The organism is Pseudomonas sp. UBA6562, from assembly GCF_002434265.1.
Taxonomy (GTDB): domain Bacteria; phylum Pseudomonadota; class Gammaproteobacteria; order Pseudomonadales; family Pseudomonadaceae; genus Aquipseudomonas.
In genome coordinates, this window is the sequence record NZ_DJJS01000010.1 from 126,713 (window position 1) to 152,328 (window position 25,616).

Annotated in this window: 25 protein-coding genes; 12 read left to right on the top strand and 13 right to left on the bottom strand. The window is 65.5% G+C overall.

Annotated elements, in window-relative coordinates:
• Positions 1 to 7 precede the first annotated feature (7 nt).
• The 9 genes from rodA to B4M43_RS20550 all read left to right on the top strand — a co-directional run bounded on the left by rodA (position 8) and on the right by B4M43_RS20550 (position 9,990).
• Positions 8 to 1,111: a rod shape-determining protein RodA gene (gene rodA / locus B4M43_RS20510; protein ID WP_296269390.1), complete on the top strand. Its 1,104-nt coding sequence runs from the start codon at positions 8 to 10 to the stop codon at positions 1,109 to 1,111.
• A 17-nt stretch (positions 1,112 to 1,128) separates the two neighbouring features.
• Positions 1,129 to 2,139, top strand: a complete 1,011-nt coding sequence (gene mltB / locus B4M43_RS20515; protein WP_296269289.1) for a lytic murein transglycosylase B — start codon at positions 1,129 to 1,131, stop codon at positions 2,137 to 2,139.
• Entirely contained in the window at positions 2,140 to 3,156 is a 1,017-nt protein-coding gene (locus B4M43_RS20520; RefSeq protein ID WP_296269290.1) for a septal ring lytic transglycosylase RlpA family protein, read from the top strand.
• Positions 3,157 to 3,332: 176 nt separating this feature from the next.
• A complete protein-coding gene (locus B4M43_RS20525; protein WP_296269291.1) occupies positions 3,333 to 4,493 on the top strand; it encodes a D-alanyl-D-alanine carboxypeptidase family protein in 1,161 nt (386 codons plus the stop codon).
• 73 nt (positions 4,494 to 4,566) lie between these two features.
• Complete coding sequence (locus B4M43_RS20530) at positions 4,567 to 4,842, top strand: DUF493 domain-containing protein (RefSeq protein ID WP_028695514.1); 276 nt, start codon at positions 4,567 to 4,569, stop codon at positions 4,840 to 4,842.
• Positions 4,842 to 5,489 carry a lipoyl(octanoyl) transferase LipB gene (gene lipB, locus B4M43_RS20535; RefSeq protein WP_296269292.1) on the top strand — a complete coding sequence of 216 codons (648 nt, stop codon included), beginning with the start codon at positions 4,842 to 4,844 and terminating at the stop codon, positions 5,487 to 5,489. Before B4M43_RS20530 ends, lipB begins: the two co-directional genes overlap by 1 nt.
• 2 nt (positions 5,490 to 5,491) lie before the next feature.
• Positions 5,492 to 6,505, top strand: coding sequence for a lipoyl synthase (lipA, locus tag B4M43_RS20540; RefSeq protein ID WP_296269293.1), 1,014 nt, complete (start codon positions 5,492 to 5,494; stop codon positions 6,503 to 6,505).
• An 86-nt stretch (positions 6,506 to 6,591) separates the two neighbouring features.
• Positions 6,592 to 7,527, top strand: a complete 936-nt coding sequence (locus B4M43_RS20545; protein WP_296269294.1) for a S66 peptidase family protein — start codon at positions 6,592 to 6,594, stop codon at positions 7,525 to 7,527.
• 294 nt (positions 7,528 to 7,821) lie between these two features.
• Positions 7,822 to 9,990 (top strand): TonB-dependent siderophore receptor, encoded by a 2,169-nt coding sequence (locus tag B4M43_RS20550; protein WP_296269295.1) that lies wholly within the window; start codon positions 7,822 to 7,824, stop codon positions 9,988 to 9,990.
• 192 nt (positions 9,991 to 10,182) lie between these two features.
• On the opposite strand, the gene B4M43_RS20555 is transcribed toward B4M43_RS20550, so the two are convergent.
• From B4M43_RS20555 to leuS, 5 genes are all read right to left on the bottom strand, one after another.
• Positions 10,183 to 11,499, bottom strand: coding sequence for a lytic murein transglycosylase (locus B4M43_RS20555; protein WP_296269296.1), 1,317 nt, complete (start codon positions 11,497 to 11,499; stop codon positions 10,183 to 10,185).
• A gap of 61 nt (positions 11,500 to 11,560) precedes the next feature.
• The gene (gene arfA, locus B4M43_RS20560; protein WP_296269297.1) at positions 11,561 to 11,725 is read right to left on the bottom strand and encodes an alternative ribosome rescue factor ArfA; all 165 of its coding nucleotides are present in this window, start codon (positions 11,723 to 11,725) and stop codon (positions 11,561 to 11,563) included.
• An 87-nt stretch (positions 11,726 to 11,812) separates the two neighbouring features.
• Entirely contained in the window at positions 11,813 to 12,850 is a 1,038-nt protein-coding gene (holA, locus tag B4M43_RS20565) for a DNA polymerase III subunit delta (RefSeq protein WP_296269298.1), read from the bottom strand.
• Positions 12,851 to 12,886: 36 nt separating this feature from the next.
• Positions 12,887 to 13,492: an LPS assembly lipoprotein LptE gene (gene lptE / locus B4M43_RS20570; RefSeq protein WP_296269299.1), complete on the bottom strand. Its 606-nt coding sequence runs from the start codon at positions 13,490 to 13,492 to the stop codon at positions 12,887 to 12,889.
• 59 nt (positions 13,493 to 13,551) lie between these two features.
• Complete coding sequence (gene leuS, locus B4M43_RS20575; RefSeq protein ID WP_296269300.1) at positions 13,552 to 16,158, bottom strand: leucine--tRNA ligase; 2,607 nt, start codon at positions 16,156 to 16,158, stop codon at positions 13,552 to 13,554.
• A 226-nt stretch (positions 16,159 to 16,384) separates the two neighbouring features.
• Between leuS and B4M43_RS20580 the strand changes: the two genes are divergently transcribed.
• Both B4M43_RS20580 and B4M43_RS20585 read left to right on the top strand, forming a co-directional pair.
• Positions 16,385 to 16,699, top strand: a complete 315-nt coding sequence (locus B4M43_RS20580; protein ID WP_296269301.1) for a hypothetical protein — start codon at positions 16,385 to 16,387, stop codon at positions 16,697 to 16,699.
• A gap of 132 nt (positions 16,700 to 16,831) precedes the next feature.
• The gene (locus tag B4M43_RS20585; RefSeq protein ID WP_296269302.1) at positions 16,832 to 17,593 is read left to right on the top strand and encodes a YdcF family protein; all 762 of its coding nucleotides are present in this window, start codon (positions 16,832 to 16,834) and stop codon (positions 17,591 to 17,593) included.
• A 54-nt stretch (positions 17,594 to 17,647) separates the two neighbouring features.
• Here B4M43_RS20585 and lnt read toward each other — a convergent pair whose 3' ends face one another.
• Genes lnt through B4M43_RS20605 form a run of 4 tightly spaced genes read right to left on the bottom strand, consistent with a single transcriptional unit; the run spans position 17,648 to position 21,495 of the window.
• Entirely contained in the window at positions 17,648 to 19,165 is a 1,518-nt protein-coding gene (lnt, locus tag B4M43_RS20590; RefSeq protein ID WP_296269303.1) for an apolipoprotein N-acyltransferase, read from the bottom strand.
• A gap of 8 nt (positions 19,166 to 19,173) precedes the next feature.
• Positions 19,174 to 20,013 carry an HlyC/CorC family transporter gene (locus B4M43_RS20595; RefSeq protein WP_296269304.1) on the bottom strand — a complete coding sequence of 280 codons (840 nt, stop codon included), beginning with the start codon at positions 20,011 to 20,013 and terminating at the stop codon, positions 19,174 to 19,176.
• Between the two features lie 5 nt (positions 20,014 to 20,018).
• Positions 20,019 to 20,507, bottom strand: coding sequence for an rRNA maturation RNase YbeY (gene ybeY, locus B4M43_RS20600; protein ID WP_296269305.1), 489 nt, complete (start codon positions 20,505 to 20,507; stop codon positions 20,019 to 20,021).
• Positions 20,500 to 21,495: a PhoH family protein gene (locus B4M43_RS20605; protein WP_296269306.1), complete on the bottom strand. Its 996-nt coding sequence runs from the start codon at positions 21,493 to 21,495 to the stop codon at positions 20,500 to 20,502. Before B4M43_RS20605 ends, ybeY begins: the two co-directional genes overlap by 8 nt.
• Before the next feature lie 238 nt (positions 21,496 to 21,733).
• Here B4M43_RS20605 and B4M43_RS20610 point away from each other — a divergent pair, with 238 nt between their 5' ends.
• Complete coding sequence (locus tag B4M43_RS20610; protein WP_296269391.1) at positions 21,734 to 22,060, top strand: DUF1820 family protein; 327 nt, start codon at positions 21,734 to 21,736, stop codon at positions 22,058 to 22,060.
• 7 nt (positions 22,061 to 22,067) lie between these two features.
• Here the strand turns inward: B4M43_RS20610 and B4M43_RS20615 are convergent, their stop codons facing one another.
• The 4 genes from B4M43_RS20615 to B4M43_RS20630 form a co-directional block, all read right to left on the bottom strand.
• On the bottom strand, positions 22,068 to 22,613 hold the full coding sequence (locus B4M43_RS20615; protein ID WP_296269307.1) for a tetratricopeptide repeat protein: 546 nt from the start codon (positions 22,611 to 22,613) through the stop codon (positions 22,068 to 22,070).
• Between the two features lie 141 nt (positions 22,614 to 22,754).
• Positions 22,755 to 24,038, bottom strand: a complete 1,284-nt coding sequence (gene hemL, locus B4M43_RS20620) for a glutamate-1-semialdehyde 2,1-aminomutase (RefSeq protein WP_296269308.1) — start codon at positions 24,036 to 24,038, stop codon at positions 22,755 to 22,757.
• 17 nt (positions 24,039 to 24,055) lie between these two features.
• Positions 24,056 to 24,679, bottom strand: a complete 624-nt coding sequence (gene thiE / locus B4M43_RS20625) for a thiamine phosphate synthase (RefSeq protein WP_296269309.1) — start codon at positions 24,677 to 24,679, stop codon at positions 24,056 to 24,058.
• Positions 24,680 to 24,696: 17 nt separating this feature from the next.
• Positions 24,697 to 25,494 (bottom strand): hydroxymethylpyrimidine/phosphomethylpyrimidine kinase, encoded by a 798-nt coding sequence (locus tag B4M43_RS20630; protein WP_296269310.1) that lies wholly within the window; start codon positions 25,492 to 25,494, stop codon positions 24,697 to 24,699.
• Positions 25,495 to 25,616 lie beyond the last annotated feature (122 nt).

Consider the following 25,616-nt stretch of genomic DNA (forward strand, 5'->3'; position numbering starts at 1 on the left):
AGACGTGATGCGTCGTCGCGCGAGCTTCCTGCAGCGCATCCATATCGATGGGCCGCTGCTGCTGATTCTCCTGACCCTGGCCGCCGGCAGCCTGTTCGTGCTGTATTCGGCCAGCGGCAAGAACTGGGACCTGCTGCTCAAGCAGGCCTCTTCCTTCGGCCTGGGCCTGGTGTCGATGTTCGTCATCGCCCAGCTCGAACCGCGTTTCATGGCGCGCTGGGTGCCGCTGGCCTACCTGATGGGGGTGATGCTGCTGGTGGTGGTCGACGTCATGGGCCACAACGCCATGGGCGCCACGCGCTGGATCAACATCCCCGGGGTCATTCGCTTCCAGCCCTCGGAATTCATGAAGATCATCATGCCGGCGACCATCGCCTGGTACCTGGCCAAGCGCACCTTGCCGCCGCAGCTCAAGCACGTGTTGATCAGCCTGGTGCTGATCGGCGTACCGTTCATCCTCATCGTGCGCCAGCCCGACCTCGGCACAGCGTTGCTGATCCTCGCGTCCGGCGCCTTCGTGCTGTTCATGGGCGGGCTGCGCTGGCGCTGGATCGTCAGCGTGCTGGCCGCCGCAGTACCGGTGGCGGTGGCGATGTGGTTCTTCGTCATGCACGACTACCAGAAGCAGCGCGTGCTGACTTTCCTCGACCCGGAAAGCGACCCGTTGGGCACCGGCTGGAACATCATCCAGTCCAAGGCCGCCATCGGCTCGGGCGGGGTGTTCGGCAAGGGCTGGCTGCTGGGCACCCAGTCGCACCTGGACTTCCTGCCCGAAAGCCACACCGACTTCATCATCGCCGTACTGGGCGAAGAGTTCGGGCTGGTGGGCATCTGCATGCTGCTGATCATCTACCTGCTGCTGATCGGCCGCGGCCTGGTCATCACCGCCCAGGCGCAGACCCTGTACGGCAAGCTGCTGGCCGGCAGCCTGACCATGACGTTCTTCGTGTACGTGTTCGTCAATATCGGTATGGTGAGCGGCCTTCTGCCCGTGGTGGGCGTGCCGTTGCCCTTCATCAGCTACGGCGGAACTTCATTGGTGACGCTGCTGTCAGCGTTTGGCGTTTTGATGTCGATCCACACGCATCGCAAGTGGATCGCGCAGGTTTGAATAAGGTGAACAATTACATGCAAGTCGTGCGTGGCTGGGTGGCTCGTCAAATGCCGTGGATCGGCGCCCTGGGCCTGCTTGGCGCGGCCGCGCAGGCCACCGCCGGGGATTACGACGGCTCGCCGCAAGTGCAGGCGTTCGTCGCCGAGATGACCCGCGACCACGGCTTCGCCCCCGAGCAGTTGCAGGCGGTGTTCGCCGAAGTCGAGCGCAAGCAGTCGATCCTCGACGCCATTTCGCGGCCGGCCGAGCGCGTCAAGCCGTGGAAGGACTACCGCCCGATGTTCCTCACCGACGCGCGCATCGCCCGCGGCGTGGACTTCTGGCGCCAGCACGAGGCCGCCCTGGCCCGTGCCGAGCAGACCTTCGGCGTGCCGGCGCAGGTGATCGTGGCGATCATCGGCGTGGAAACCTTCTTCGGCCGCAACACCGGCAACTACCGGGTGATCGACGCGCTGTCGACCCTGGGCTTCGACTACCCGCCACGCGCCGACTTCTTCCGCAAAGAGCTGCGCGAGTACCTGCTGCTGGCCCGCGACCAGCAGGTCGATCCGCTCAGCCTCAAAGGCTCCTACGCCGGCGCCATGGGCCTGCCGCAGTTCATGCCCAGCAGCTTCCGCGCCTATGCCGTGGACTTCGACGGCGACGGCCACATCAACATCTGGAACAACGCCGACGATGCCATCGGCAGCGTCGCCAGCTACTTCCAGCGCCACGGCTGGGTCGAGGGCGAGGCGGTGGTCAGCCGGGCGCAGGTCAGCGGCGCGCAAGCCGACCAGGGCCTGACCCAGGGCATCGAGCCGGCCAGCACGGTCGCTCAGTTGCGTGCCCTCGGCTGGTCGAGTCAAGATGCGCTGCCCGACGATCTGCCGGTCACGGCGTTCCGTCTGGAAGGCGAAAACGGCCCCGAATACTGGATGGGCCTGAAAAATTTCTACGCGATCACCCGCTACAACCGCAGCGTGATGTATGCCATGGCGGTGCATCAGTTGTCCGAGCAGCTGGTCAAGGCACGAGGCGTCAACTAAATGCGCGAATTCTTCACAGCGAACACCTTGAAAGTCCTGGGCTGCCTGACCGCCGCGCTGGTCCTGGCGAGCTGCTCTTCCAGCCGTCCCACCACCACCGCCGCGAAAGCGCCCAAAGGCGGCGCGATCGTACGCGCCCAGCCGGGCCTGGACATCAACCGTGCGCACAAGGACGGCGCGCCCTGGTGGGACGTGGACGTCAACAAGATCCCCGACGCCACGCCGACCCTGCACACCGGCGCCTACAAGGCCAACCCCTATACGGTGTTGGGCAAGACCTATTACCCGATCCAGCAGTTCAGCAACTACCGCGCCGAAGGTACGGCGTCGTGGTACGGCACCAAGTTCCATGGCCAGAACACCGCCAACGGCGAGGTCTACGACCTGTACGGCATGAGCGCGGCGCACAAGACCTTGCCGCTGCCGGCGTACGTGCGGGTGACCAACCTCGACAACCAGCGCAGCGTGATCCTGCGGGTCAACGACCGTGGGCCGTTCTACTCCGACCGCATCATCGACCTGTCCTATGCCGCCGCCAAGAAGCTCGGCTACGCCGAGATCGGCACCGCGCGGGTGCGCGTCGAAGGCATCGATCCGCAGCAGTGGTGGGCCCAGCGCGGACGTCCGGCACCACTGGTGCTCAAAGAGCCACAGGTGGCGCAGACCCAGCCCCTGCCGGCCAGCACCGGCGGCGTCGAGCAATGGACGCCACCGCCGCAGCAGCACGCGGCCGCCGTGGTGCCCGTACAGGTGGCGAGCAACCCCGCGCCTGCCGGCAACGGCGCGATGTTCCTGCAGGTCGGCGCCTTCGCCAACCCGGACGCGGCCGAGCTGCTGCGCTCCAAGCTGAGCACCATGGTCAGCGCGCCGGTGTTCATCAGTTCCATCGTGCGCAACCAGCAGACCCTGCACCGTGTGCGCCTGGGGCCGATCGGCAGCCAGGGCGAAGTGCAGCAGATGCAGGACAGCGTGCGTCTGGCCAACCTCGGCCAGGCCAAGCTGGTCACGGCGGACTGAGCCGATCGGTCGGTTTTGTCATGAACCGGCGGGCATGGCCATGTACAATGGCCGCTTTTGCCCGCCAGCCCCTCCCAGGGCGCTGAACATTGATGTGGGGGCGTGGCCCGCATAGGCGGCACCTGTGCCGCTTGCGGCCACGAACATCAGACCTTCAAACGATTTACGAGAGACGGATGAACATCACCAAACTAGCCCAACGTCTATGCCTGCCCGTGCTGCTGCTGATCATGCCTGCCGCCTTCGCGGCGGAGCAGATGGTGCCAGCGGCCCCGCAACTGGCAGCCAAATCCTACGTGCTGATGGATGCCGCAAGCGGCAATGTGCTGGTCGAGAACAACGGTGACGAGCGCCTGCCGCCTGCCAGCCTGACCAAGCTGATGACCGCCTACATCGCCACCCTCGACATCCGCCGCGGGCAGATCGGCGAGAACGACCCGGTCACCGTCAGCGAAAACGCCTGGCGCACCGGCGGCTCGCGCATGTTCATCAAGGTCGGCAGCCAGGTCACCGTCAGCGACCTGCTGCACGGCATCATCATCCAGTCGGGCAACGACGCTTCGGTGGCGCTGTCCGAGCACATCGCCGGCAGCGAAGACGCTTTCGCCGACATGATGAACAAGACCGCTGCGGACTTGGGCATGAGCAACAGCCACTTCATGAACCCCACCGGCCTGCCGAACCCCGAGCATTACTCCTCGGCCTACGACATGGCCCTGCTGGCGCGCGCGATCATCAACGAAGATCCGGCCCACTACGCCATCTACTCGCAGAAAGAGTTCTTCTGGAACAACATCAAGCAGCCCAACCGCAACCTGCTGCTGTGGCGCGACAAGACCGTCGACGGTCTGAAAACCGGCCACACCGAGGAGGCCGGCTACTGCATGGTGTCTTCCGCCGTGCGTGACGGCCAGCGCCTGATCGCCGTGGTCTTCGGCACCAACAGCGAGCAGGCCCGTGCGGCCGAGACGCAGAAACTGCTGACCTACGGCTTCCGCTTCTTCGAAACCCAGACCTTCTACCAGAAGGGCACGGAACTGGCGCAGGCGCCGGTGTGGAAGGGCGCCACCTCGCAAGTCAAGGCGGGCCTGGCCAACGACCTGACCATGACCATGCCCAAGGGCCAGCTCAAGCGCCTGCAAGCGTCGATGACCCTCAATCCGCAACTGACCGCCCCCATCGCCCAGGGCGATGTGATCGGCAAGGTCGAGGTCAAGCTGGACGACAAAGTGGTGCACAGCGCCGACCTGATCGCCCTGGAAGCCGTCGAGGAAGGTGGCTTCATCCGCCGTATGTGGGATAGCATTCGTCTATTCTTCTATGGCTTGTTCAACTGACACGTGACCCCGGCAAGCCCCCGCCCACGGTGGGGGCTTCGTTGTTGCCACGGCTAACGAGGCCGTTACCGCCATGAGCGAAGCAGACGTCAAGTCGCACAAAATCGAATTTCCCTGCGCCGACTACCCGATCAAGGTCATCGGCGACACCGTGGTCAATTTCCGCGACACGGTCATCGAAATCCTCAAGAAGCACGCTGAAGTCGACCTCTCGACCCTGGCCGAGCGCCAGAGCAAGGAAGGCAAGTACACCACCGTGCAGCTGCACATCGTGGCGACCAGCGAAGACCAGTTGCACGACATCAACAGCGCCCTGCGTGCCACCGGCATCGTGAAAATGGTGCTGTGATGCCCGCCTGCCTGGGGTTTCGCGTGCTCGGCCTGCAACCGTACGAACCGGTGCTCGAGGCCATGCGGCGTTTCACCGGGCAGCGCACCGACGCCACGCCGGACGAAGTCTGGCTGGTCGAGCACCTGCCAGTGTTCACCCAAGGCCAGGCCGGCAAGCCCGAACACCTGATGTTCACCGGCGACATTCCGGTGGTGCAGACCGAGCGCGGCGGCCAGGTGACCTACCATGGGCCGGGCCAGCTGGTGGCCTACCTGCTCTTGGACGTACGCCGCCTGGGCATCGGCGTGCGCGAGCTGGTCAGCCGTATCGAAGCCAGCCTGGTGGCGTTGCTGGCCAGCTACCAGGTGCAGGCCGCCGCCAAGCCCGATGCGCCGGGCGTCTACGTCGATGGCGCGAAGATCGCCTCGCTGGGCCTGCGCATCCGTAACGGCTGCGCCTTCCATGGTCTGGCGCTGAACGTCGACATGGACCTGGCGCCGTTTCGCCGCATCAACCCCTGTGGGTACGCCGGGCTGGCCATGACCCAGCTGCGCGACCACACAGGCCCGATCGAACTCGACGAGGTCAGGACGAGGCTGCGCGAACAGCTGGTCAGGCACCTCGACTACGCAGAGCAGACGACCCTCACGGGCGGAATCGACTGAATATGACTACTGTGCAAGAAGCCGTGCCGAACCTCATCGCCAGCGACGCACCGCGCCGCCAGGCGCCGAAGAAAGTCGAAGCCGGCGTCAAGCTGCGCGGCGCCGAGAAGGTCGCGCGCATTCCGGTGAAGATCATCCCCACCGAAGAGCTGCCGAAGAAGCCCGACTGGATCCGCGTGCGCATCCCGGTCTCGCCCGAGGTCGACCGCATCAAGCAACTGCTGCGCAAGCACAAGCTGCACAGCGTCTGCGAAGAGGCCTCCTGCCCGAACCTGGGCGAGTGCTTCTCGGGCGGCACCGCGACCTTCATGATCATGGGCGACATCTGCACCCGTCGCTGCCCGTTCTGCGACGTCGGCCACGGTCGTCCGCGCCCGCTGGACGTCGACGAGCCGAAGAACCTCGCCGTGGCCATCGCCGACCTGCGCCTGAAGTACGTGGTGATCACGTCGGTCGACCGCGACGACCTGCGCGACGGCGGCGCCCAGCACTTCGCCGACTGCATCCGCGAGATCCGCGCGCTGTCGCCGGGCGTGCAGCTCGAAACCCTGGTGCCGGACTACCGCGGGCGCATGGACGTGGCGCTGGAAATCACCGCCAACGAGCCGCCGGATGTGTTCAACCACAACCTGGAAACCGTGCCGCGCCTGTACAAGGCCGCACGTCCAGGGTCGGACTACGATTGGTCGCTCGACCTGCTGCAGAAATTCAAGCAACTGGTGCCCCATGTGCCGACCAAGTCCGGCCTGATGCTGGGCCTGGGCGAAACCGACGAGGAAGTCATCGAGGTCATGCACCGCATGCGCGAGCATGACATCGACATGCTCACCCTCGGCCAGTACCTGCAACCGTCGCGCAACCACTTGCCGGTGCAGCGTTTCGTGCACCCCGACACCTTCGCCTGGTTCGCCGAGGAAGGCTACAAGATGGGCTTCAAGAACGTGGCCTCCGGGCCGCTGGTGCGTTCGTCCTACCATGCCGACCAGCAAGCGCACGAAGCAAAGATCAAGCTCTGATCGCGACAGGTGCCGACAGTGCCGATGTGTACCGCAAGGTACCATCGGCATTTTTCGTTCAGGGCCATGGCCTTTGAGGAGTGAAGATGCGCGGTCTGCAACCCGTTACCCCATTGCCCCGAGCGCTACGCGCGGGTGCCTGCTTCGCCGTGGTGGCCCCGGCCGGCCCTGCGCGACTCGACGCGGACAAAGCCCAGCGCTGGTTCGCCGAGCGCGGCTACCGATGCCGTTTGTACCCCAGCGTGACGTCGGCCGAAGGGTATCTCGCCGGCAGTGACGCACAGCGCCTGCAAGACCTGCACGACGCCTTTGCCGACCCGAGCATCGACGCCATCCTGTGCATGCGCGGCGGTTACGGCAGCATGCGCCTGCTCGACGGCCTGGACTTCGAGCTGATCCGCCGCCACCCCAAACCATTGATCGGCTACAGCGACATCACCGCGCTGCACACTGCGCTGCAGCGCCATACCGGGCTGGTCACCTTCCATGGCGCAATGCTCAACGCCGACCTGCTGGGCGCCAAGGCCGAGCCCACCGAAGCTTCGCTGTTCGAGCAATTGACTGGGCAGCTCGCGAGCGGCGCGGCGGTCGTCCATCCCAGCGAATGGCCGTTGACCGAGATCGTTCCGGGTGCGGCAAGCGGCGTTTTGCTGGGCGGCAACCTTTCGATGCTCGGCGCCACCCTGGGCACGCTGGCAGAGGTGCGCCCGACGGGCAGCATTCTGTTCATCGAGGACGTCAATGAGCCGCTTTACCGGGTCGACCGGCTGCTGACCCAGCTGCGCCTGGCCGGCCTGTTGCAAGGTGTGAAGGGCGTGCTGGTGGGCGATTTTGCCGGCATCACCGTGTCGGCGCTGACGCCGCTGTTGCGCGACATATTCGAGCCCTTGCGGATTCCGGTATTGGCGGGGTGGCGCAGCGGGCATTGCGATCCCAATGTGTGTCTGCCGCTCGGGGCGCAGGTCAGGCTCGACAGTACGGCGCGCACGTTGCACGTGGAACAGGCCCTGTTCGCGGTTTGACGCTCTGCCGTGGACAGTACGAAACAGACCCGTCAGTGCGGGCATCGGCCGCGCGCTCGCCCTGCCAAGGAAGGCAGGGCGTGTCCCAGCCCGCACAAACGCGCTGGTTGTCAGGTCCACGACGCGGCCGACCCAGCGCTGTGAAACCGCTCGATCTCATCTCCTCGTAACAAATTGTTGCAAGTGATAATAATTAGTATTTAAATCTCGCCGCCACAGGCGTGCCCTGCGGCGGACATAGGTGGCAGCACCCTAGAAGCGCCGTTCGAGCGCAGTGGGACATCAGGAGATGAAATGAGAGCGGGTTTTCAGTTGCGCACCTTGGCGGTGCTGGGCATGGGCATGCAGGTCCTGCCCGTATTCGCCGTCGAGGCATTCAGTTCGGCAGCGGGCACTGGCACGAGCATCGCGCTACCGGCGTCCAGCGTGACGGCCGAGCAGATACTTGAACGGGCCGACGGCCCTGTACCCGGCTTCGTTGCACGCCAGGCGGGTGCGGCGACCAAGACCGACACGCCGATCCAGGAAACGCCGCAGTCGATCTCCGTGATCGGTCGCGAACAGCTCGACGACCGCAACGTCACCGACCTCAACCAGGCGCTGCGCTACACGGCTGGGGTCAACACTTCGTACAGCAACGACACCCGTAACGACGCCTTCACCCTGCGCGGTTTCAGCGCCGATTTCTTCTACCTCGACGGCACGCGCCTGCCTGCGGTGCCCGGTCGCGCACTGGACCAGTTCCGCGTCGATCCCTACCAGCTCGAGCGCATCGAGGTGCTCAAAGGGCCAGCAGCGGTGCTCTATGGCCAGGGCGAGCCGGGCGGGGTGGTCAACATGGTGTCCAAGAGGCCCACCGACTACGCGCGCGGGCAGGTGGACGCCCAGGTCGGCAGCCATGACCGCTATCAGCTGGGGGTCGATGTGTCCGGCCCGGTGGAGGGCAACGACAACATTCTGTACCGGGTGATCGCCCAGGAAACCACCAGCCGCAACGAAGTCGATTCGGTGCATGGCACCCGCACGCTGCTGGCCCCCTCCCTGACCTTTCGCCTGGGAGAGGCGACCTCGCTCTCGGTGATGGCCGGCTACCTGCGCGACGACACCATGGATTCGAACAATTTCCTGCCGTACTACGGCACGGTGCACCGAACCCATCTGGGCCAGCGTATCCCCACCCGCCTGGCGACCAGCAATCCGAGCTACGAGAACTACGACAAGACCCAATATTCCCTGGCGTACCTGCTCGAACATGCCTTCGACGAAGACTGGTCGTTCCGTCAGAACTTCCGCTATTCCCATGTCGATCTGGATAACCAGGCGCTGTTCGGCTACGCCCTGAGCAGCGATCAGCAGACCATCCAACGCGCGGCCATGAACCTGGCGTCGAGCTTCAACAACTTCGACTTCGACAACCAGGTCCAGGGCCACCTGAGCACCGGCGAAGTCGACCACACGCTGTTGATGGGCCTGAACCTCACCACGCAGAACTTCTACGACAGCGAAGGCTACGACTACGGGTATGCGCTGAACCTGTACGACCCCACGGCGCTGCGCGGCAGCATCGCCAAGCCGGACTTCAACGACACCCGCACCCATCAGGTGCAGACCCAGACGGGCCTGTACCTGCAAGACCAGATGAAACTGGACAACTGGGTCCTGGTGGTCAGCGGTCGGCAGGATTGGGTTTCCACCACGAGCGAAGACAACCTAGCGGACACCCGGCAGGACAGCCATGACGATGCTTTCAGCGGTCGTGTCGGCCTGATGTATGAGTTCGAATCGGGGTTGGCGCCGTACCTGAGCTACTCCACCTCGTTCCAGCCGGTGCTGGGCAGCGGCGCTGGCGGCACGCCGTATTCGCCGCTCAAGTCCAAGCAGTGGGAAGCAGGCCTGAAATACCAGCCGCCTGGCATGGACGCCACGTTCTCGGCTGCCGCTTTCGATCTGCGGCAGGACAACACCTTGACCGATTCACCCGACCCGAGCGTGTTCACCAGCGTGCAGCAGGGCCAGATTCGCAGCCGCGGCCTGGAGTTCGAAGCCACGGCCGAACTGACCCGCAACCTCAAGTTGCTCGGTGCCTATACCTTGCAGAACGTCGAAGTCACCAAGGGCGGGCCAACCGATGTCGCGGTGGGCAATGCGCCGACCGCGACGCCGCGTCACCTGGGCTCGCTGTGGCTGGACTACACCCTGCACGAAGGCCCGTTCAGCGGTCTGGGCTTCGGTGCCGGCGCGCAATACGTCGGCTCGACCTACGCCAACGCCGCCAATACCCTGCGAGTGGATTCGTTCGCGGTGCTCGACGCGGCGGTGCATTACGACGTGGAGGACTGGCGCTTCGTGTTGTCGGGCAACAATCTGTTGGACAAGCAGTTCGTGTCCCGTTGCGGCAGTGCCACCCGTTGCCAGTACGGTGACCGGGCAGAGGTACTGCTCAGCGCCCGTCGCTCGTGGTAGCGCCAGACGTTTGAGATGCGCACACAGCCGGCGTCTTGTGGCGTCGGCAGGGTCGTGTGCTTGGAGCGTCAGGCGAAACGGGGCGCTCGGGATGGCGCATGCATTGCCCGAGCAAGCCGGCGCTTGGCCGGCTGGCATCGCTCGAAGCGTCTGACTGGCGCGCCGGAAGGTTTGCCCGGCGCGTCGCCAGGCTCAGCGGCTGCGCAGGCTATCGAGCAGCTTGTGCGTCGGATACCCATCCGCCGGCCAGCCCAGCGCCTGTTGCGCGGTGCGAATGGCCTTGCGGGTGTTGGCACCGATGATGCCGTCGGCGTTGCCGGCCGGGTGGCCGCTGGCATTGAGCAGGTTCTGCAACTCCATGCGCTCGCTGCGGCTCAAGGGCGTATCGTCTTTCGGCCAACTGCCGGCGATGAAGCCCCAGCCGGAGAAGCGGTCGCCCAGCAGGCTCACCGCCAAGGCGTAGGACGAGGAGTTGTTGTACTTGAGGATGGCGCGGAAGTTGTCCAGCACCAGGAACGCCGGGCCACGGGCGCCCGCGGGCAACAGCAGCGCCGCGGACAGCTCGTTGCTGCCGGCCGGTAGCTGGGTGCCGGCGGGCAGGGTGACGCCCATCTGTAACCATTCGCTGACCGGCTTGCGCTGGCTGCCGTCGGCCTGCCAGAAGTCGAAACCTGCGGGCACCTGAACCTCGAAGCCCCAGGGCTGGCTGCGCTTCCAACCCGAGCTTTGCAGGTAGTGGGCGGTGGAGGCCAGGGCATCGGGCGTGCTGTTCCAGATGTCGCGGCGCCCGTCGCCGTCGAAGTCGACGGCGTGGGTGTTGTAGGTGGTGGGAATGAACTGGGTCTGGCCCATGGCGCCGGCCCAGGAGCCGCGCATGGCCTCGGGCTGGATGTCGCCGTTCTGCAGAATCTGCAAGGCGGCGATCAGCTGGTCCTGGGCGAACTGCGGACGCCGGCCTTCGTAGGCCAGGGTGGCCAGCGAACGGATCACCGATTTGCTGCCCTGGAACTGGCCGAAGTTGCTTTCCATGCCCCATACCGACACCAGTATCTGCCGATCGACGCCGTAGCGCTGTTCGAGCTGGGCCAGCAGGTCGGCGTGCTGTTGCAGCAGGCGCTTGCCATTGCGTACCCGCAGCGGCGACAGCGCGCCGTCGAGGTATTCCCAGACCGGGCGGCTGAATTCGGGTTGGCTGCGGTCGGCCTTGATCACGTCCATGTCGGGCGTGACGCCGGAGAAGGCGCGGTCGAACAGGCTGGCGCTGATGCCGGCCTGCAAGGCTTGTTCACGGAAGCCCGCCTGCCATTGCGCGAAGGTCTGTACGGGTTGGAGTTCGCTGCCGGCATCCACGTCGGCCGTGGCTAGCCCGACGACGGGCGCAGGTTGCGCGGGTGCCAGGGGCACGGCGTCGGCGGCGGTGGGTTTTTCCGCACAGGCGACCAGCAGGACGAGGCTGGATGCTGCGATCAATTGGCGGGAATGCCAGCGAGGGAAAAGACTGGGGAGCATGCACAGATCCAGGGATTACAGGACAGACGACGACCATATCATGCCTGTGCCGCGATTGCTTTCATGCCGCCAGAAAGGAAGAAGCCTCCCAATCTTTCGATTGGAAGGCTTCGCGTTGGTAGCTGCCTTTGCCTTTGCCGGGCCGCTCCTGGCGGCAGCGGAACAGCGGCTGGGCGACGATGGATTTGGCTTTGTTCGGGCCGTGTTTCTGAGGCCTTTTGCTCATGGCGATGTCCTGAAGCGGTTGGGAAAGCGCGCACTTTAGGACCAGGGCGGAGCGGGGGCCAATTGAATGTGTCAATCGGCACGCGGTTCACTGCGCCGGCAATGCCAGACGCTGTCCGGCCATCAACAGGGTCAGGCGGCTCAAGCTTACCCAAGGGCAGCCTTCGGCCTGGCCCTTGATCTGCGCGTCGATGCGTTGGGCATCCTGCAACAGCTGCGCCCAACGTTGCGCACTGAGGCGTTGCAAGGCTTTGCTGACCAGAGGCCGGCGTTTGTCCCAGATCGGCGGCTTGGCCTGACTGAAGGCCTTGTCCAGCGGCACGCCCTGGCTGAACAGCTGCGCCAGCCCGGCCAGCGAGCGCAGTTCACGGGCCAGCGCCCAGAGAATCACCGGTGGCTCGACGCCCTCACCGCGCAAGCCTTCGAGGACACGCAAAGCATGCCCAGCGTCGCCGTTGAGGATGGCATCGACCAGGCCGAACACGTCGAAGCGGGCGCTGTCTGCCACGGCAGCCTGAACGGTCTCCAGGGTAATCTGATTGCCCTCGGCCAGCAGCTTGAGCTTCTCGATTTCCTGGGCCGCGGCCAGCAGGTTGCCTTCGACCCGTGCGGCGATCAGCTCGACCGCCTCGCGCTGTGCAGACAGCCCAGCTTGGGCCAGACGTTGGTTGATCCAGTTAGGCAGTTGGTGGGCATCGACCGGCCAGATCTGCACGAACTGGCAGTGCGGCCCTTCGAGCAGGGCTTTGCCCCACTTGCCACGCTGGGCGCTGGCATCGAGCTTGGGCAGGCTGATCAGCAGCACGGTATCTTCGGCAGGTCGGGCACAGTATTCGATCAGCGCGGCAGCGCCCTTGTCGCCGGGCTTGCCCGATGGCAGGCGCAGTTCCAGCAGGCGCCGCTGGGCGAACAGCGACAGGCTGGCCCCGGCCTGGAGCAGAGTGCCCCAGTCGAAGTTGGCATCGGCGCTGAATACCTGGCGTTCGTCGAAGCCCTGCCGGCGCGCGGCGGCGCGGATGGCATCGGCGGCTTCCTGGCACAGCAGCGGGTCATCGCCACTGACGATATAGACCGGTGCCAGGTCGCCTTGCAGGTGTTTGTTGAGCTGGGCGGGAGCGAGCTTCATGGGGTAGGGCGGGGCACAGGCGTGCCCCGTTCAGGCTCAGTTGGCCGGGATTTGCATCGGCGATTGCTGGGGCGTGGCGTCTTGCGCACGACGCGCGGCATCCAGGGCTTCGGCTTCGGCCTTGGCGCGCAGGTCGGCTTTGCGCTGCAGCTCATCGAGGCGCGAAGACGTCAGTTGCTGCAAACGTACCACCAGGCGTTGCACCAGTTCGTTGCGCATTTCCTTGCGCACCTTGGTGGCTTCCTGACTGGAACCGATGACGTTGTTGCCGTCGCGTACGTAGACCTTGTTCACTTCGATCTTGTCTTGCAGCAGCGTGGCGTCGTTCAAGCCTTTCACCGCGTAGTCCACTGTGGTGGTCAGCTCGTATTCGGCCGTGCGCGAGCCGCCGGTGTAGCTGGCCGCACGCTGGTCTTCCTGCTCGTTGAGCAGTACCAAGTGGTAAGGCGCGCCGCTGTAAAGCTTCACGCCGCTGTTTTCCAGGGTGTTGCGCAGTTGCTTGACCGTCTCGCCATAAGCGTTGCGCGCCGTGACGTCCAGTTCCTTGATGCTCAGGTCGTTGGTGCCAGTGCCGCGCAACTGGAAACCGCAGGCGCTGAGCATGACGGCCAGGCCCATCACCAGCAGATTGCGTTTGATCATGTTGTAGCTCCCTTGTGGGCCGATTCCGCCTGCCCGCCCTCGGCGCGCAGGCGTTGCCATCAGTTGGCGACGATGTTGACCAGCTTGCCCGGTACCACGATGACCTTGCGAATCGTCAGGCCATCGATGAAGCGCAGGACGTTTTCATTGCTGCGGGCCGCGGCTTCGACTTCCTCGCGGCTGGCGGCGGCAGGCATTTCCACCTGGCCACGCAGCTTGCCGTTGACCTGCACCACCAGCACGATGCTGTCCTGCACCAGCGCGGATTCGTCCACGACGGGCCAGGCGGCATCGATCACCGCGCCGTCATGGCCGAGGTGGTTCCACAGCACGTGGGAGATGTGCGGGGTGATCGGCGCCAGCAGCAGGGTGACCGCCTCCAGGCCTTCGTGCAGCAAGGCGCGGTCCTGTTCGCTGGCTTGCGGGGCTTTCTCCAGCACGTTCATCAGGGTCATCACCTGGGCGATGGCGGTGTTGAACTTGTGGAACTGGCCCACGTCGGTGCCGGCCTGGCGGATCGCCGAGTGGATGGCGCGGCGAATGGTCTTCTGCGCATCGTCCAGGGCGGCGATGTCGAGCGCGCCAGGCAGACCCTGGGCGACGTGGGCCTGGGCCAGGCGCCAGACGCGGCGCAGGAAGCGGCTGGCACCTTCGACACCGGAATCGGACCATTCCAGGCTGGCATCGGGCGGCGAGGCGAACATCATGAACAGGCGGCAGGTGTCGGCGCCGTAGGCGTCGATCATCGACTGCGGGTCGACGCCGTTGTTCTTGGACTTGGACATCTTCTCGGTGCCGCCGATTTCCACCGGCTGGCCGTCGCTTTTCAGGCGTGCGCCGACGATCTTGGCCTTGGCATCGCGTTCGAGTTCGACATCGGCCGGGTTGAACCAGTCCTTGCCGCCGTTGCTGGCCACGCGGTAGTAGGTCTCGGCGACCACCATGCCCTGGGTCAGCAGGTTCTTGAACGGCTCGTTGGAGGTGACCAGGCCTTCGTCGCGCATCAGCTTGTGGAAGAAGCGCGCGTACAGCAGGTGCAGGATGGCGTGTTCGATGCCGCCGATGTACTGGTCCACCGGCAGCCAGTGGTTGGCCGCTTTCGGATCGACCATGCCGCCTTCGTAGTTGGGCGAGGCATAGCGGGCGAAGTACCAGGACGACTCGACGAAGGTGTCCATGGTGTCGGTTTCGCGCTTGGCCGCGCTGCCGCACTTGGGGCAGACGCATTCGTAGAACTCGGGCATGCGCGCCAGGGGCGAGCCGGCGCCGTCGGGCACGACGTTTTCCGGCAGGGTCACGGGCAGCTGGTCTTCGGGCACCGGCACATCGCCGCAGGTGGCGCAGTGGATGATCGGGATCGGGCAGCCCCAGTAGCGCTGGCGGCTGATGCCCCAGTCGCGCAGGCGGAACTGGGTGCGCGACTTGCCGAGGTTCTTGCCGATCAGCGCGGCTTCCATGGCGTCGAAGGCGCCGGCGAAGTCCAGGCCGTCGAACGCGCCGGAGTTGATCAGTTGGCCGTGCTCGCCGTAGGCGTCCTGCCACTCGCTGCCGACGTCGTCGCCGGCGCTGGTGCGCACCACGGCCTTGATCGGCAACTGGTACTTGCGGGCGAATTCGAAGTCGCGCTCGTCATGGGCCGGCACGGCCATCACCGCGCCGTCGCCGTAGTGCATCAGCACGTAGTTGGCGACCCACACCGGCAGCTTCTCACCGGTCAGGGGGTGCTCGACGCGCAGCGCGGTCGGCATGCCTTTCTTTTCCTGGGTGGCCATGTCGGCCTCGGCCACGCTGCCGGCCTTGCAGGCATCGATGAACGCTTGCAGCTCGGGGTCGTTCTGCGCCGCCTGGGTGGCCAGCGGGTGCTCGGCGGCGACGGCCACATAAGTGGCGCCCATCAGGGTGTCTGGACGGGTGGTGAAGACTTTCAGCGTGCCGCTGTGGCCAATGCTGGCCTGGTCGTACGGGAACTGCACTTCCATGCCGCGCGATTTACCGATCCAGTTGCGCTGCATGGTCTTGACCTGCTCGGGCCAGCCCGGCAGCTCGTCGAGGCTTTCCAGCAGCTCGTCGGCGTAGTCGGTGATGCGGAAGTAGTACATGGGGATTTCGCGCTTCTCGATCAGCGCGCCCGAACGCCAGCCGCGGCCATCGATGACCTGCTCGTTGGCCAGTACGGTCTGGTCGGCAGGGTCCCAGTTGACGGTGCCGTTCTTGCGGTAGATCACGCCTTTCTCGAACAGGCGGGTGAACAGCCATTGTTCCCAGCGGTAGTAGTCCGGCTTGCAGGTGGTGACTTCGCGCGACCAGTCGATGGCCAGGCCCAGGCTCTTGAGCTGGGTCTTCATGTAATCGATGTTTTCGTACGTCCACTTGGCCGGTGCGACGTTGTTCTTCATCGCGGCGTTTTCCGCCGGCATGCCGAAGGCGTCCCAGCCCATGGGCTGCAGCACGTTCTTGCCGAGCATGCGCTGGTAGCGGGCGATCACGTCGCCGATGGTGTAGTTGCGCACGTGCCCCATGTGCAGCTTGCCGCTCGGGTACGGGAACATCGATAGGCAGTAATAGGTGTCTTTGCCTGGCTGTTCGTTGACGGCGAACGACTGTTGCGCGTCCCAGAAAGACTGGGCGGCGGCTTCGATATCACGGGGCGTGTATTGTTCGTGCATGGCTACTTTTTGCTGAGAGAGGAAAGACCCTGTTCCAGGCAGCGCGAGCTCGCTGCGTCCGGTACTCCGGCGTCGATAGAGTGAGCGCCGTAGCATACATGAGCGCCGCCGCCGGTGGCTAACCAATCTATGCCGTGGGCCGTTGGTCGCGGCGGCCTGCTGCTTTGGTGAGTGGCGCTAAGCTCAGGGCTGGGGGAGATGCCGTTATCTTCGAAGAGGTGAGTAGATGGGAGATTCGCAGCTAAGCAAGACCAAACCTGAGGTCTACGAACGTTTGATCGACCGCCTGGGACTGGCGCTGGAAACGGCCAGAACCGCAGCCAAGCTGCGCGACCAGGCACCCGCCGAGCTTGAGTTGCGCGGCTTGAGCCAGGCCGAGTTCGAGGTGATCAAGGCCTGGTTGAAGGTCCACGCGCAGGGCCGTTTGGGGCAGGCCGGCAGCGATCCGCAAGCGCCCGCCGGCACGGCCAGGATCGTCTGGCTCAAAGACAGGAAACGCCCTGACGTCGCCGCCAGGCCGCGCGCGCCGACCTTCAGGTAGGCACGGCCTTCCACGGCTTTTCCAGCCCGCTTCCGGGCCTCATTACACGCTCTCGACTTGATCGGCGTCCGTTGCCCTTGAGGGCCGGCGCCGATCCTCCTAGTCTGCATGCCTTGTCACGAGGTATGCGCCATGCCCCTTCGCTTTTTCATCAAACAATGGCTGTTGCCGCCCGGTGTGCTGATTCTCTTGCTGCTGCTGGGCTGGTGCCTGCGCGGGCGCTTCCCGCGGCTGTCGACCCTGTGCTTCGGCATGGGCCTGGCCGGTCTGTGGCTGATGAGCCTGCCGCTGGTGGTGCAGCAGAGCGCGCGCCTGCTGGAGCGCGAAGCGCCGCTGGCGGTGCAGGCCTGGCCGCAGTTGGCGCAGCAGGCCGATGCCATCGTGGTGCTGGGCGCCGGGCGCGAGCGTGGCGACCTGGCCTGGGGGGCGAGCGACCAGCCGAGCTTGCTGGCGCTGGAGCGCATGCGCTTCGCGGCGAACCTGGCCAAAGCCTGCGGTCTGCCGCTCCTGACCAGCGGCGGCCTGCACTTCGGCGAGCCGCCTAGCGAGGCGCAGTTGATGGCCGAACGTCTGCAAGCGGACTTCGGTATCGCCGTGACCTGGCAGGAAGGACGCAGCCGCACCACCTGGGAAAACGCCGTGTACAGCGCCGAGGTGCTGCAGCCCCTGGGTAAGCGCCGGATCGTGCTGGTGACCCAGGCCTGGCATATGCCCCGCGCACGCTGGAGTTTCGAGCGTGCAGGCTTCACGGTGATCCCGGCGCCGATGGGCGCGCTCGGCAGCGCCGAGGGCCGACCCTTCTTCGGCCTGTTGCCGGAGAGCCGAGCCATCGGGCAGAACGCGCAGTTGTTGAACGAGGCGTTGGGGTTGCTGGCGTATCGGTTGCTCTATTGAGGCACCTTGTAAGTACGGCCGATCGACCGCGCCTACAAGGCCGCAGTGCGAGGCTTACAGCGCCCGCGTTTTGCGTCGTGCCAGCAGGGCCCATCCAAGCAGCAGCACACACACTGTGCCGAGCGGCCACGAACGCCATTGCAGGTAAGGCGTCAGTTGCTGCATCGGCACCACTTCCCCGTAGAGAATCGCCTGCTCGAACTGCGGCACCTGCGCGGTGATGCGGCCCTGCGGGTCGATCAGCGCCGTCACGCCGTTGTTGGTGGCGCGGATCATCCAGCGGCCGGCTTCCAGCGCGCGCATCTGCGCCATCTGCAGGTGTTGCAGCGGGCCGATGGAGGTGCCGAACCAGGTGTCGTTGCTGATGGTCAGCAGCAGGTCGCTGCGCGCCGCCAGGCCTGCGGCGAATTCCGGGTACACCACCTCGTAGCAAATGTACGGCGCGATCCGGTAGCCCTTGGCCTGTAACAACTGCTGGTCCGCCGGCCCGCGAGCGAAGTCGGACATCGGCAGGTTGAAGAACTCGATGGCGCCGCGCAGCAGGTCTTGCAGCGGCACGTACTCGCCAAAGGGCACCAGTTTCTGCTTGAGGTAGGTGCCGCTGCCTTCGCCGGTGGCGGTCACGCCGTTGTAGAAGCGGCGCTGCCCGTCGACTTCCTCGCGCACCGGCACGCCGGTGATCAGCGCCGAATGCCGCCCGCTGGCGAAGCCCCCCATCATGTCGATGTAGCCCTGGGCCTGATCCTTGAGGATGGGCACGGCCGTTTCCGGCCAGACCAGCAGGTCCACGGGCTTGGCGTTCAGGCTCAGGTCGCGGTACAGGGCCAATTGCGCATTGATGTGCGCCGGGTCCCATTTCAGCTCTTGCTCGACGTTGCCCTGGATCGCCGCCACGCTCAGCGGCTCGCCGGCAGGACGGGTCCAGGCATGGCCCTTGAGGGCGAGGCCCACGATCCAAGGCGTGACCAAGAGCACCGCGCCCAGTGCCAGCGCCTTGGGTTGCGCGCGCAGGCGATACAGGTTGCACAGCAGCGCCGCGCTCAAGGCCAGGACGAACGACACCAGCCACACACCGCCCAGCGGCGCCAAGCCCGCCAAGGGCCCGGCCAGTTGGCTGTAACCGGCATAGAGCCAAGGGAACCCGGTGAGGAACCAGCCGCGGAACGCCTCTTGCAGCAGCCACAGCGCGGCGAAGCCCAAGGCGTCGGCCAGTGGCGCGTCGCGGCGGCGCAGCCAGCGCGCCCAGACCCAGGCGGGCAGGGCGAAGAACCAGGCGACGCCCGCGAAGAACGCCACCAGCAGCAATACCGCCAGCAGCGGCGAGGCGCCGCCGTAGGTGGTCATGCTGACGTAGATCCAGCTGGTGCCGGCGCCGTACAGGCCGAAGCCGAAGCACCAGCCACGGCCTATGGCCTGGCGCGGGCTCAGCTCGCGCAGGCCGGCGTAGAACAGCGCAATAGACAACAGGGCGAGCGGCCAGAAGTCGAAGGGCGCCAGGGCCAGCAGGGTCGAGGCGCCGGCCGCCACGGCCAGCAGATTACCGGGCCAGCCGGGACGGGTGATCCAGCGCATGGGAGTCCTTAACGGTTGATCGGGGTCAGGCGCAGCAGATGGATGCGTCGGCTGTCGGCATTGAGGATACGGAAGCGCCAGGTGCCGATTTCCGTGGTCTCGTTGCGCTTGGGCAGGTGGCCGAAGGCCGTCATGACCAGGCCGCCGACGGTGTTGAAGTCTTCGGTGGAAAACGCGCCGTCGAAGAACTCGTTGAAGTTGTCGATGGGCGTCAGCGCCTTGACCAGAAAGTCGCCGTTGGGCAGCGGCTTGATGTAGCTGTCTTCCTCGACGTCGTGCTCGTCCTCGATGTCGCCGACGATCTGCTCGAGCACGTCTTCGATGGTCACCAGGCCCGCCACGCCGCCGTATTCGTCGACCACGATGGCCATGTGGTTGTGGTTGGCGCGGAACTCGCGCAGCAGCACGTTGAGGCGCTTGGATTCAGGCACGAAGGTGGCCTGGCGCAGCAGCTGCTTGATGTCGAAGCTGTCGCCGTTTTCCTTGAGGATCAACGGCAGCAGGTCCTTGGCCAGGAGAATCCCGAGCACATCGTCGTGGCTCTCGCCGATCACCGGATAGCGCGAATGCGCGGCGTCGATCACCGCCGGCAGGAACTCGCGGGGCGTCTGGCTGGCCTTGATGCTGATCATCTGCGAGCGCGGCACCATGATGTCGCGCACCTGCAGGTCGGCGACCTGGATGGCGCCTTCGACGATGGCCAGCGCTTCGCTGTCGAGCAGCTTGTTCTGATGGGCTTCGCGCAGCAGCTCGAGGAGCTCCTGGCGGTTTTTCGGCTCATGGGCAAAAGCCTGGGTCAGTTTACCCAGCCAGGACTTCTGCCCGTTGCTCGATCGGTCTTCGCTCATGGCGGTTACTCGTGTTCCTTGCAGTGGTCGGTGTGTGAATGGTCATCGTCGGCGTAGGGGTCGGGGTGGCCCAGCTCCGCCAGTAGCGTGCGTTCCAGGGCTTCCATCTCCTCGGCTTCCTCATCGTCGATGTGGTCGTAGCCGAGCAGGTGCAGGCAGCCGTGGATCACTAGGTGCGCCCAGTGTGCGTCGAGCGCCTTGCCTTGCTCGCGGGCTTCGCGCTCGACCACCGGGATGCAGATCACCAAGTCGCCGAGCAGCGGAATGTCGAGCAGCTCATCGGGCACGTCGGCAGGGAAGGACAGCACGTTGGTGGCGTAGTCCTTGTGCCGCCAGGTGTGGTTCAACTCGCGGCCTTCGGCTTCGTCGACCAGACGGACGGTCAGCTCGGAGTCGGCGCTGCGCTGGCGCAGCGCCAGTTCGCACCACCGGCGGAAGTCGGCGTCGTCCGGGGCCGCCGCGCTGGAGGCCCGTTGCAGATCGAGTTCAAGCATCTTTGCCGGGCGCCTCGGCGGCTTGCAGGGCTTCGAAGCGGTCGTAGGCTTCGACGATGCGTTGCACCAGCGGGTGGCGCACCACGTCCTTGGGCTCGAAGTGGGTGAAGCTGATGCCTTCGACGTCCTTGAGCACGTTGATCACGTGCGCCAGGCCCGACTTGGTGCCGCGCGGCAGGTCGACCTGGGTGATGTCGCCGGTGATCACCGCCGTGGAGCCGAAGCCGATGCGGGTGAGGAACATCTTCATCTGCTCGAGCGTGGTGTTCTGGCTTTCGTCGAGGATGATGAAGCTGTTGTTCAGGGTGCGACCGCGCATGTACGCCAGTGGGGCGATCTCGATCACCTGGCGCTCGATCAGCTTGGCCACGTGCTCGAAGCCGAGCATCTCGTACAGGGCGTCGTACAGCGGGCGCAAGTACGGGTCGATCTTCTGCGCCAGGTCGCCGGGCAGGAAACCGAGCTTTTCGCCCGCTTCGACCGCCGGGCGCACCAGCAGGATGCGCCGCACCTGTTCGCGCTCCAGCGCGTCGACCGCGCAGGCCACGGCCAAGTAAGTCTTGCCGGTACCGGCCGGGCCGACACCGAAGTTGATGTCGTTGGCCAGGACCTTCTGCACGTAGCGCTGTTGGTTGACCCCGCGTGGACGGATAGGGCCTTTGCGCGTGCGCAGGGAAACGCTGACCTCGTTCACGGCCGGGTTGTCGATGTGTTCCACCGAAGACTCCTGCAGGTACAAGTGGACGATTTCAGGGGACAGTTCAGTGGCCTTGGTCTCGCGATAGAGACGGCGCAGCAGCTGTTCGGCGTTGGAGGTGGCTTTGGCTTCGCCAATCAGTTCGAACTGATTGCCGCGGTTGCGGATTTCGATGCCCAGGCGTTGTTCGATCAGCCGCAGGTGCTCGTCGAACTGGCCGCTCAAGTTGGCGAACCGATGGGCCTCGAAAGGCTCGAGGAGGAAACGATGGGGAGGCGTGGGTGCGTTCAAGGTGGTTTTTGGCCGCTCGACGGCAATGAATGTGGCTGAAGAATAACCCTTGAATGACAGCGACGAAAGCACTGAAACGATCAAGGGTCGGCGAAAGGCGGTCATCGTCCCGGCTGGCGATTCGGGCGACGGCGGTAAAGCCTTGCTGGCATTGGCAATCCTGCTCGGCGGCCGATCCGCGGGGGCATGGCTCTGCTATGATGCCGGCCCTTTTTCCGCCTGTACTTTCCTATCGACCATGAGCAAGCCCGAACCTGCCATCTACAAAGTGATCTTCCTCAACCAGGGCCAGGTCTTCGAACTGTATGCCAAGCAGATCTTCCAGAGCGATCTGTGGGGTTTCTTGGAGATCGAGGAAATCGTCTTCGGCGAGCGCAGCCAACTTGTAGTCGATCCGGGCGAAGAAAAGCTCAAGGCTCAGTTCGAGGGGGTGATCCGCAGTTTCGTTCCCATGCAGTCGATCGTGCGCATCGACGAGGTGGAGCGTTTGGGGACGGCGAAGATCAGCGAAGCCAAGGGCTCGGGCAACGTCATGCCGTTCCCGATGCCAACGCCGGAGCGCTGAGGCCGGTTCAAGGCAGGGGCGCGAACGGCGAGCGCCCTTCGGCGGTCTGCAACTCCAGTAGGTACTTGCGGAAGATCTGCCCCAGCACCTGGGTGGCATGCTCCAGCTCTTCGCGCGGCATCTGCTCGGTGACCTCGTCGGCCATGTCCAGTGCATCCTCGGCCCCGTTGACCGCCGCCATCTTCAGCAGAATGTAGGCCTGCACGTGGTTGGCCTTGACCCCTTCACCGTGGAAGAACATGCCGCCAAGCCGGTACTGGGCCTGGGCATGGCCTTGCAGCGAGGCTTTCTGGAACCAGTCGAGGGCCTTCTGCAGTTGTTGCGGGGACTGGGTGTAGAAGTACTCGCCCAGTTCGTACTGCGCTTCGGCCTCGCCGGCTTCGGCCAGACGCTCACAGGTGTGTAGCGCCTGCTTGAGGTCTTGGGGCTGAGTGTTGAGCGTGCAGCGGCCCGTGGCTGGGATCAGCAACGAGTTGCCTTCCTCTGCCAGCGACAGCAGGGGCGTGGTGAGCAACAGGCACCCCAGGGTCAGGGCGCGGCCGGTGCGGTTCATGGGGATAGACTTACCTCTGCAAAGCTGCGGCCAATGTCTCTGGTGGCACATTATGGGATAAGCGAGGCAAACCTTACAAAGATTTACGCGAAATTCTATAGCGGGGACGCGAAGTTGCGTCCCCACCGTGTTGGCGTCTACTTATTTGAGCTTGGCGAACGCGCGTTCGGCGGCGTCCAGGGTGATCTGCAGCTCGGCATCGCCATGGGCGATGGAGGTGAAACCGGCCTCGAATGCGCTCGGCGCCAGGTACACGCCGCCTTCGAGCATCAGGTGGAAGAACTGTTTGAAGCGCTGCGCGTCGCTGGCCATGACGTCGTCGAAGGTGACGATGTCGTCGGCGCCGCTGAAGTACAGGCCGAACATGCCGCCCGCCTGGGTCGTCACGAACGGAATGCCCGCCGCGTCGGCGCGTTCCTGCAGGCCGTCGAGCATACGGCTGGTGTAAGCGGTGAGTTCGGCGTGGAAGCCTTCGCGGCTGATCAGGCGCAAGGTGGTCAGGCCCGCCGCCATGGCCAGCGGGTTGCCCGACAGGGTACCGGCTTGGTAGACCGGGCCCAGCGGGGCGATGCACTCCATGATCGCGCGCTTGCCGCCAAAGCAGCCGACCGGCATGCCGCCGCCGACGATCTTGCCGAAGGTCGAAAGGTCCGGGGTGACGCCGTAGTGGCCCTGGGCACCGCCGAGCGAGACGCGGAAACCGGTCATCACTTCGTCGAAGATCAGCACCACGCCGTGCTTGTCGCACTGCGCGCGCAAGCCTTCGAGGAAGCCCGGTGCGGGCGGTACGCAGTTCATGTTGCCGGCCACCGGTTCGACGATGATGCAGGCCACGGTCTGGCCCACTTCGGCCAGGGTCTTCTCGACTTCGGCCAAATCGTTGAAGGGCAGGGTCAGGGTGTGCTTGGCGAAATCGGCCGGCACGCCCGCCGAGCTCGGCACGCCCGAGGTCAGCAGGCCGGAACCGGCCTTCACCAGCAGGCTGTCGGAGTGGCCGTGGTAGCAGCCTTCGAACTTGATGATCGCATCGCGCCCGGTGTAGCCACGGGCCAGGCGGATGGCGCTCATGGTGGCCTCGGTGCCGGAGCTGACCATGCGCACCATCTCCATCGACGGCACGATCGAGCAGACCAGGTCGGCCATCTCGGTTTCCATCGCCGTCGGCGCGCCGTACGACAACCCGTGCTGCAACTGCTTGCGCACCGATTCCAGCACGTCCGGGTGGCCGTGGCCGAGGATCATCGGGCCCCAGGAGCCGACGTAGTCGACGTAGCGTTTGTCGTCCTCGTCGATCACATAGGCGCCTTCGGCATGCTTGAAGAACAGCGGCGTGCCGCCCACGCTGCGGAAGGCGCGCACCGGCGAGTTGACGCCACCGGGGATGTGTTTCTGGGCTTGGGCGAACAGGTCTTCGGAACGGGACATGGATGAACTCTCTTGAATCAGGAAACGAACAGGGCGTTGAAGGCGCGGGCGCGGCGGGTGACATCCTGCGCGCTGTCGGCACCGAACAGGCCGTGGATCACCGCCAGCAGGTCGGCGCCATGGGCGACCAGCGGGGCGGCGTTGTCGAGGGTGATGCCACCGATCGCGGCGATGGGCAGCTTGACCGCGGCGCGGGCCTGGGCCAGCAGGTCGAGGCTGGCCGCCGGCGCGCCGGGCTTGGTGACGGAATTGAAGAAGCGGCCGAAGGCCACGTAGCTGGCGCCTTCGGCGGCGGCCTGGGCGGCCAGCGCCAGGCTGGCATGGCAGGTGGCGCCGACCACCGCTTTGGGCCCGAGCAGCGCCCGCGCGGGATTCAGCGGGCCGTCGGTCTGCCCCAGGTGCACGCCGACGCCCAGACGCGCGGCCAGTTCGGCGTCGTCGTTGATGATCAACTGCGTGCCGTAGCGCTCGCACAGGCGCAGCAAGGACTCGGCTTCCTTAATACGGCGGCCGGCGTCGTCGCTCTTGTCGCGGTACTGCAACAGGCACACGCCACCGTCGAGCGCCGCCTCGACATACGGCAGCAGGCGCCCGGCCAGCAGTTGGCTATCGGTGATGGCGTAGAGACCGCGTAGGGCCATGGCAGACCTCGTGCTGTTCAGGAACAGAAATCCAGGGGCAGACGGCGCGGCACGAACTGGCCGCGACCGAGCCGTTCGGCGTCGCGCAGGGTGCGCCAGGTGTAGTCGAGGGCGCTGGGCACCGCGCTGTGCAGTCGCTCGCCCTGGGCCAGGCGGCCGGCGAGGGCGCTGGCCAGGGTGCAGCCCGAGCCGTGGTAGCTGCCCGGCAGGCGCTCGCAGATCCAGGTCAGCGGCGCGCCGTCGCGGCGGTACAGGCGGTTGTGGATCTGCGCTTCGTCGCCGTGCCCGCCGGTGATCAGCAGGTTGCGGCAGAACGGCAGCAGCACCTTGGCGCAATCGTCGGCGCTGCCCTCAGGCAGTTCGGCGAGGATGCGCGCCTCGGGCAGGTTCGGCGTGGCGATCAGGGCCAGCGGCAGCAGGCGCTCGCGCAGGGCATAGCCGACTTCATCCTTGCCCAGCCGCCCGCCGCCGCCAGCGCGCAGCACCGGGTCGCAGACCATGGGCAGGTGCGGATGGGCCGCCAGCAGTTCGGCGACCGTGTCGACCATCTCGATGGAACCGAGCATGCCGAGCTTGACCGCAGCCACTTCGGAATCGGCCAGCACGGCGTTGGCCTGGGCCAGCACCCACTCGCGGTCGAGCACGCGGAAGTCGGTGACGTTGACGGTGTCCTGCACGGTCAGCGCGGTCACGGCCGGGGCCGCATGGCAACCTTGCGCCAGCAGGGCTTCGATGTCTGCCTGCAAGCCGGCGCCGCCACTGGGGTCGTGGCCGGAGAGACAGAGGACAACAGGGCGGGAGCTGTAGATATTCATGGTCGGCGAGCTTAACACCAAACCGCCTGGCGCGAAGCGGCCGGCGCGGGATTGTATGACGAGCGCGTCGCGCGCGCTGGTCGGATGAAGCAATCGTTCTGACCTGTACGGTCGGCAGGTGC

Excerpts from the sequence above, each read along its gene's own strand:
- rodA (WP_296269390.1), top strand. The coding sequence starts at position 8 with ATGCGTCGTCGCGCGAGCTTCCTGCAGCGCATCCATATCGATGGGCCG.
- mltB (WP_296269289.1), top strand. The coding sequence starts at position 1,129 with ATGCAAGTCGTGCGTGGCTGGGTGGCTCGTCAAATGCCGTGGATCGGC.
- B4M43_RS20520 (WP_296269290.1), top strand. The coding sequence starts at position 2,140 with ATGCGCGAATTCTTCACAGCGAACACCTTGAAAGTCCTGGGCTGCCTG.
- B4M43_RS20525 (WP_296269291.1), top strand. The coding sequence starts at position 3,333 with ATGAACATCACCAAACTAGCCCAACGTCTATGCCTGCCCGTGCTGCTG.
- B4M43_RS20530 (WP_028695514.1), top strand. The coding sequence starts at position 4,567 with ATGAGCGAAGCAGACGTCAAGTCGCACAAAATCGAATTTCCCTGCGCC.
- lipB (WP_296269292.1), top strand. The coding sequence starts at position 4,842 with ATGCCCGCCTGCCTGGGGTTTCGCGTGCTCGGCCTGCAACCGTACGAA.
- lipA (WP_296269293.1), top strand. The coding sequence starts at position 5,492 with ATGACTACTGTGCAAGAAGCCGTGCCGAACCTCATCGCCAGCGACGCA.
- B4M43_RS20545 (WP_296269294.1), top strand. The coding sequence starts at position 6,592 with ATGCGCGGTCTGCAACCCGTTACCCCATTGCCCCGAGCGCTACGCGCG.
- B4M43_RS20550 (WP_296269295.1), top strand. The coding sequence starts at position 7,822 with ATGAGAGCGGGTTTTCAGTTGCGCACCTTGGCGGTGCTGGGCATGGGC.
- B4M43_RS20555 (WP_296269296.1), bottom strand. The coding sequence starts at position 11,499 with ATGCTCCCCAGTCTTTTCCCTCGCTGGCATTCCCGCCAATTGATCGCA.
- arfA (WP_296269297.1), bottom strand. The coding sequence starts at position 11,725 with ATGAGCAAAAGGCCTCAGAAACACGGCCCGAACAAAGCCAAATCCATC.
- holA (WP_296269298.1), bottom strand. The coding sequence starts at position 12,850 with ATGAAGCTCGCTCCCGCCCAGCTCAACAAACACCTGCAAGGCGACCTG.
- lptE (WP_296269299.1), bottom strand. The coding sequence starts at position 13,492 with ATGATCAAACGCAATCTGCTGGTGATGGGCCTGGCCGTCATGCTCAGC.
- leuS (WP_296269300.1), bottom strand. The coding sequence starts at position 16,158 with ATGCACGAACAATACACGCCCCGTGATATCGAAGCCGCCGCCCAGTCT.
- B4M43_RS20580 (WP_296269301.1), top strand. The coding sequence starts at position 16,385 with ATGGGAGATTCGCAGCTAAGCAAGACCAAACCTGAGGTCTACGAACGT.
- B4M43_RS20585 (WP_296269302.1), top strand. The coding sequence starts at position 16,832 with ATGCCCCTTCGCTTTTTCATCAAACAATGGCTGTTGCCGCCCGGTGTG.
- lnt (WP_296269303.1), bottom strand. The coding sequence starts at position 19,165 with ATGCGCTGGATCACCCGTCCCGGCTGGCCCGGTAATCTGCTGGCCGTG.
- B4M43_RS20595 (WP_296269304.1), bottom strand. The coding sequence starts at position 20,013 with ATGAGCGAAGACCGATCGAGCAACGGGCAGAAGTCCTGGCTGGGTAAA.
- ybeY (WP_296269305.1), bottom strand. The coding sequence starts at position 20,507 with ATGCTTGAACTCGATCTGCAACGGGCCTCCAGCGCGGCGGCCCCGGAC.
- B4M43_RS20610 (WP_296269391.1), top strand. The coding sequence starts at position 21,734 with ATGAGCAAGCCCGAACCTGCCATCTACAAAGTGATCTTCCTCAACCAG.
- B4M43_RS20615 (WP_296269307.1), bottom strand. The coding sequence starts at position 22,613 with ATGAACCGCACCGGCCGCGCCCTGACCCTGGGGTGCCTGTTGCTCACC.
- hemL (WP_296269308.1), bottom strand. The coding sequence starts at position 24,038 with ATGTCCCGTTCCGAAGACCTGTTCGCCCAAGCCCAGAAACACATCCCC.
- thiE (WP_296269309.1), bottom strand. The coding sequence starts at position 24,679 with ATGGCCCTACGCGGTCTCTACGCCATCACCGATAGCCAACTGCTGGCC.
- B4M43_RS20630 (WP_296269310.1), bottom strand. The coding sequence starts at position 25,494 with ATGAATATCTACAGCTCCCGCCCTGTTGTCCTCTGTCTCTCCGGCCAC.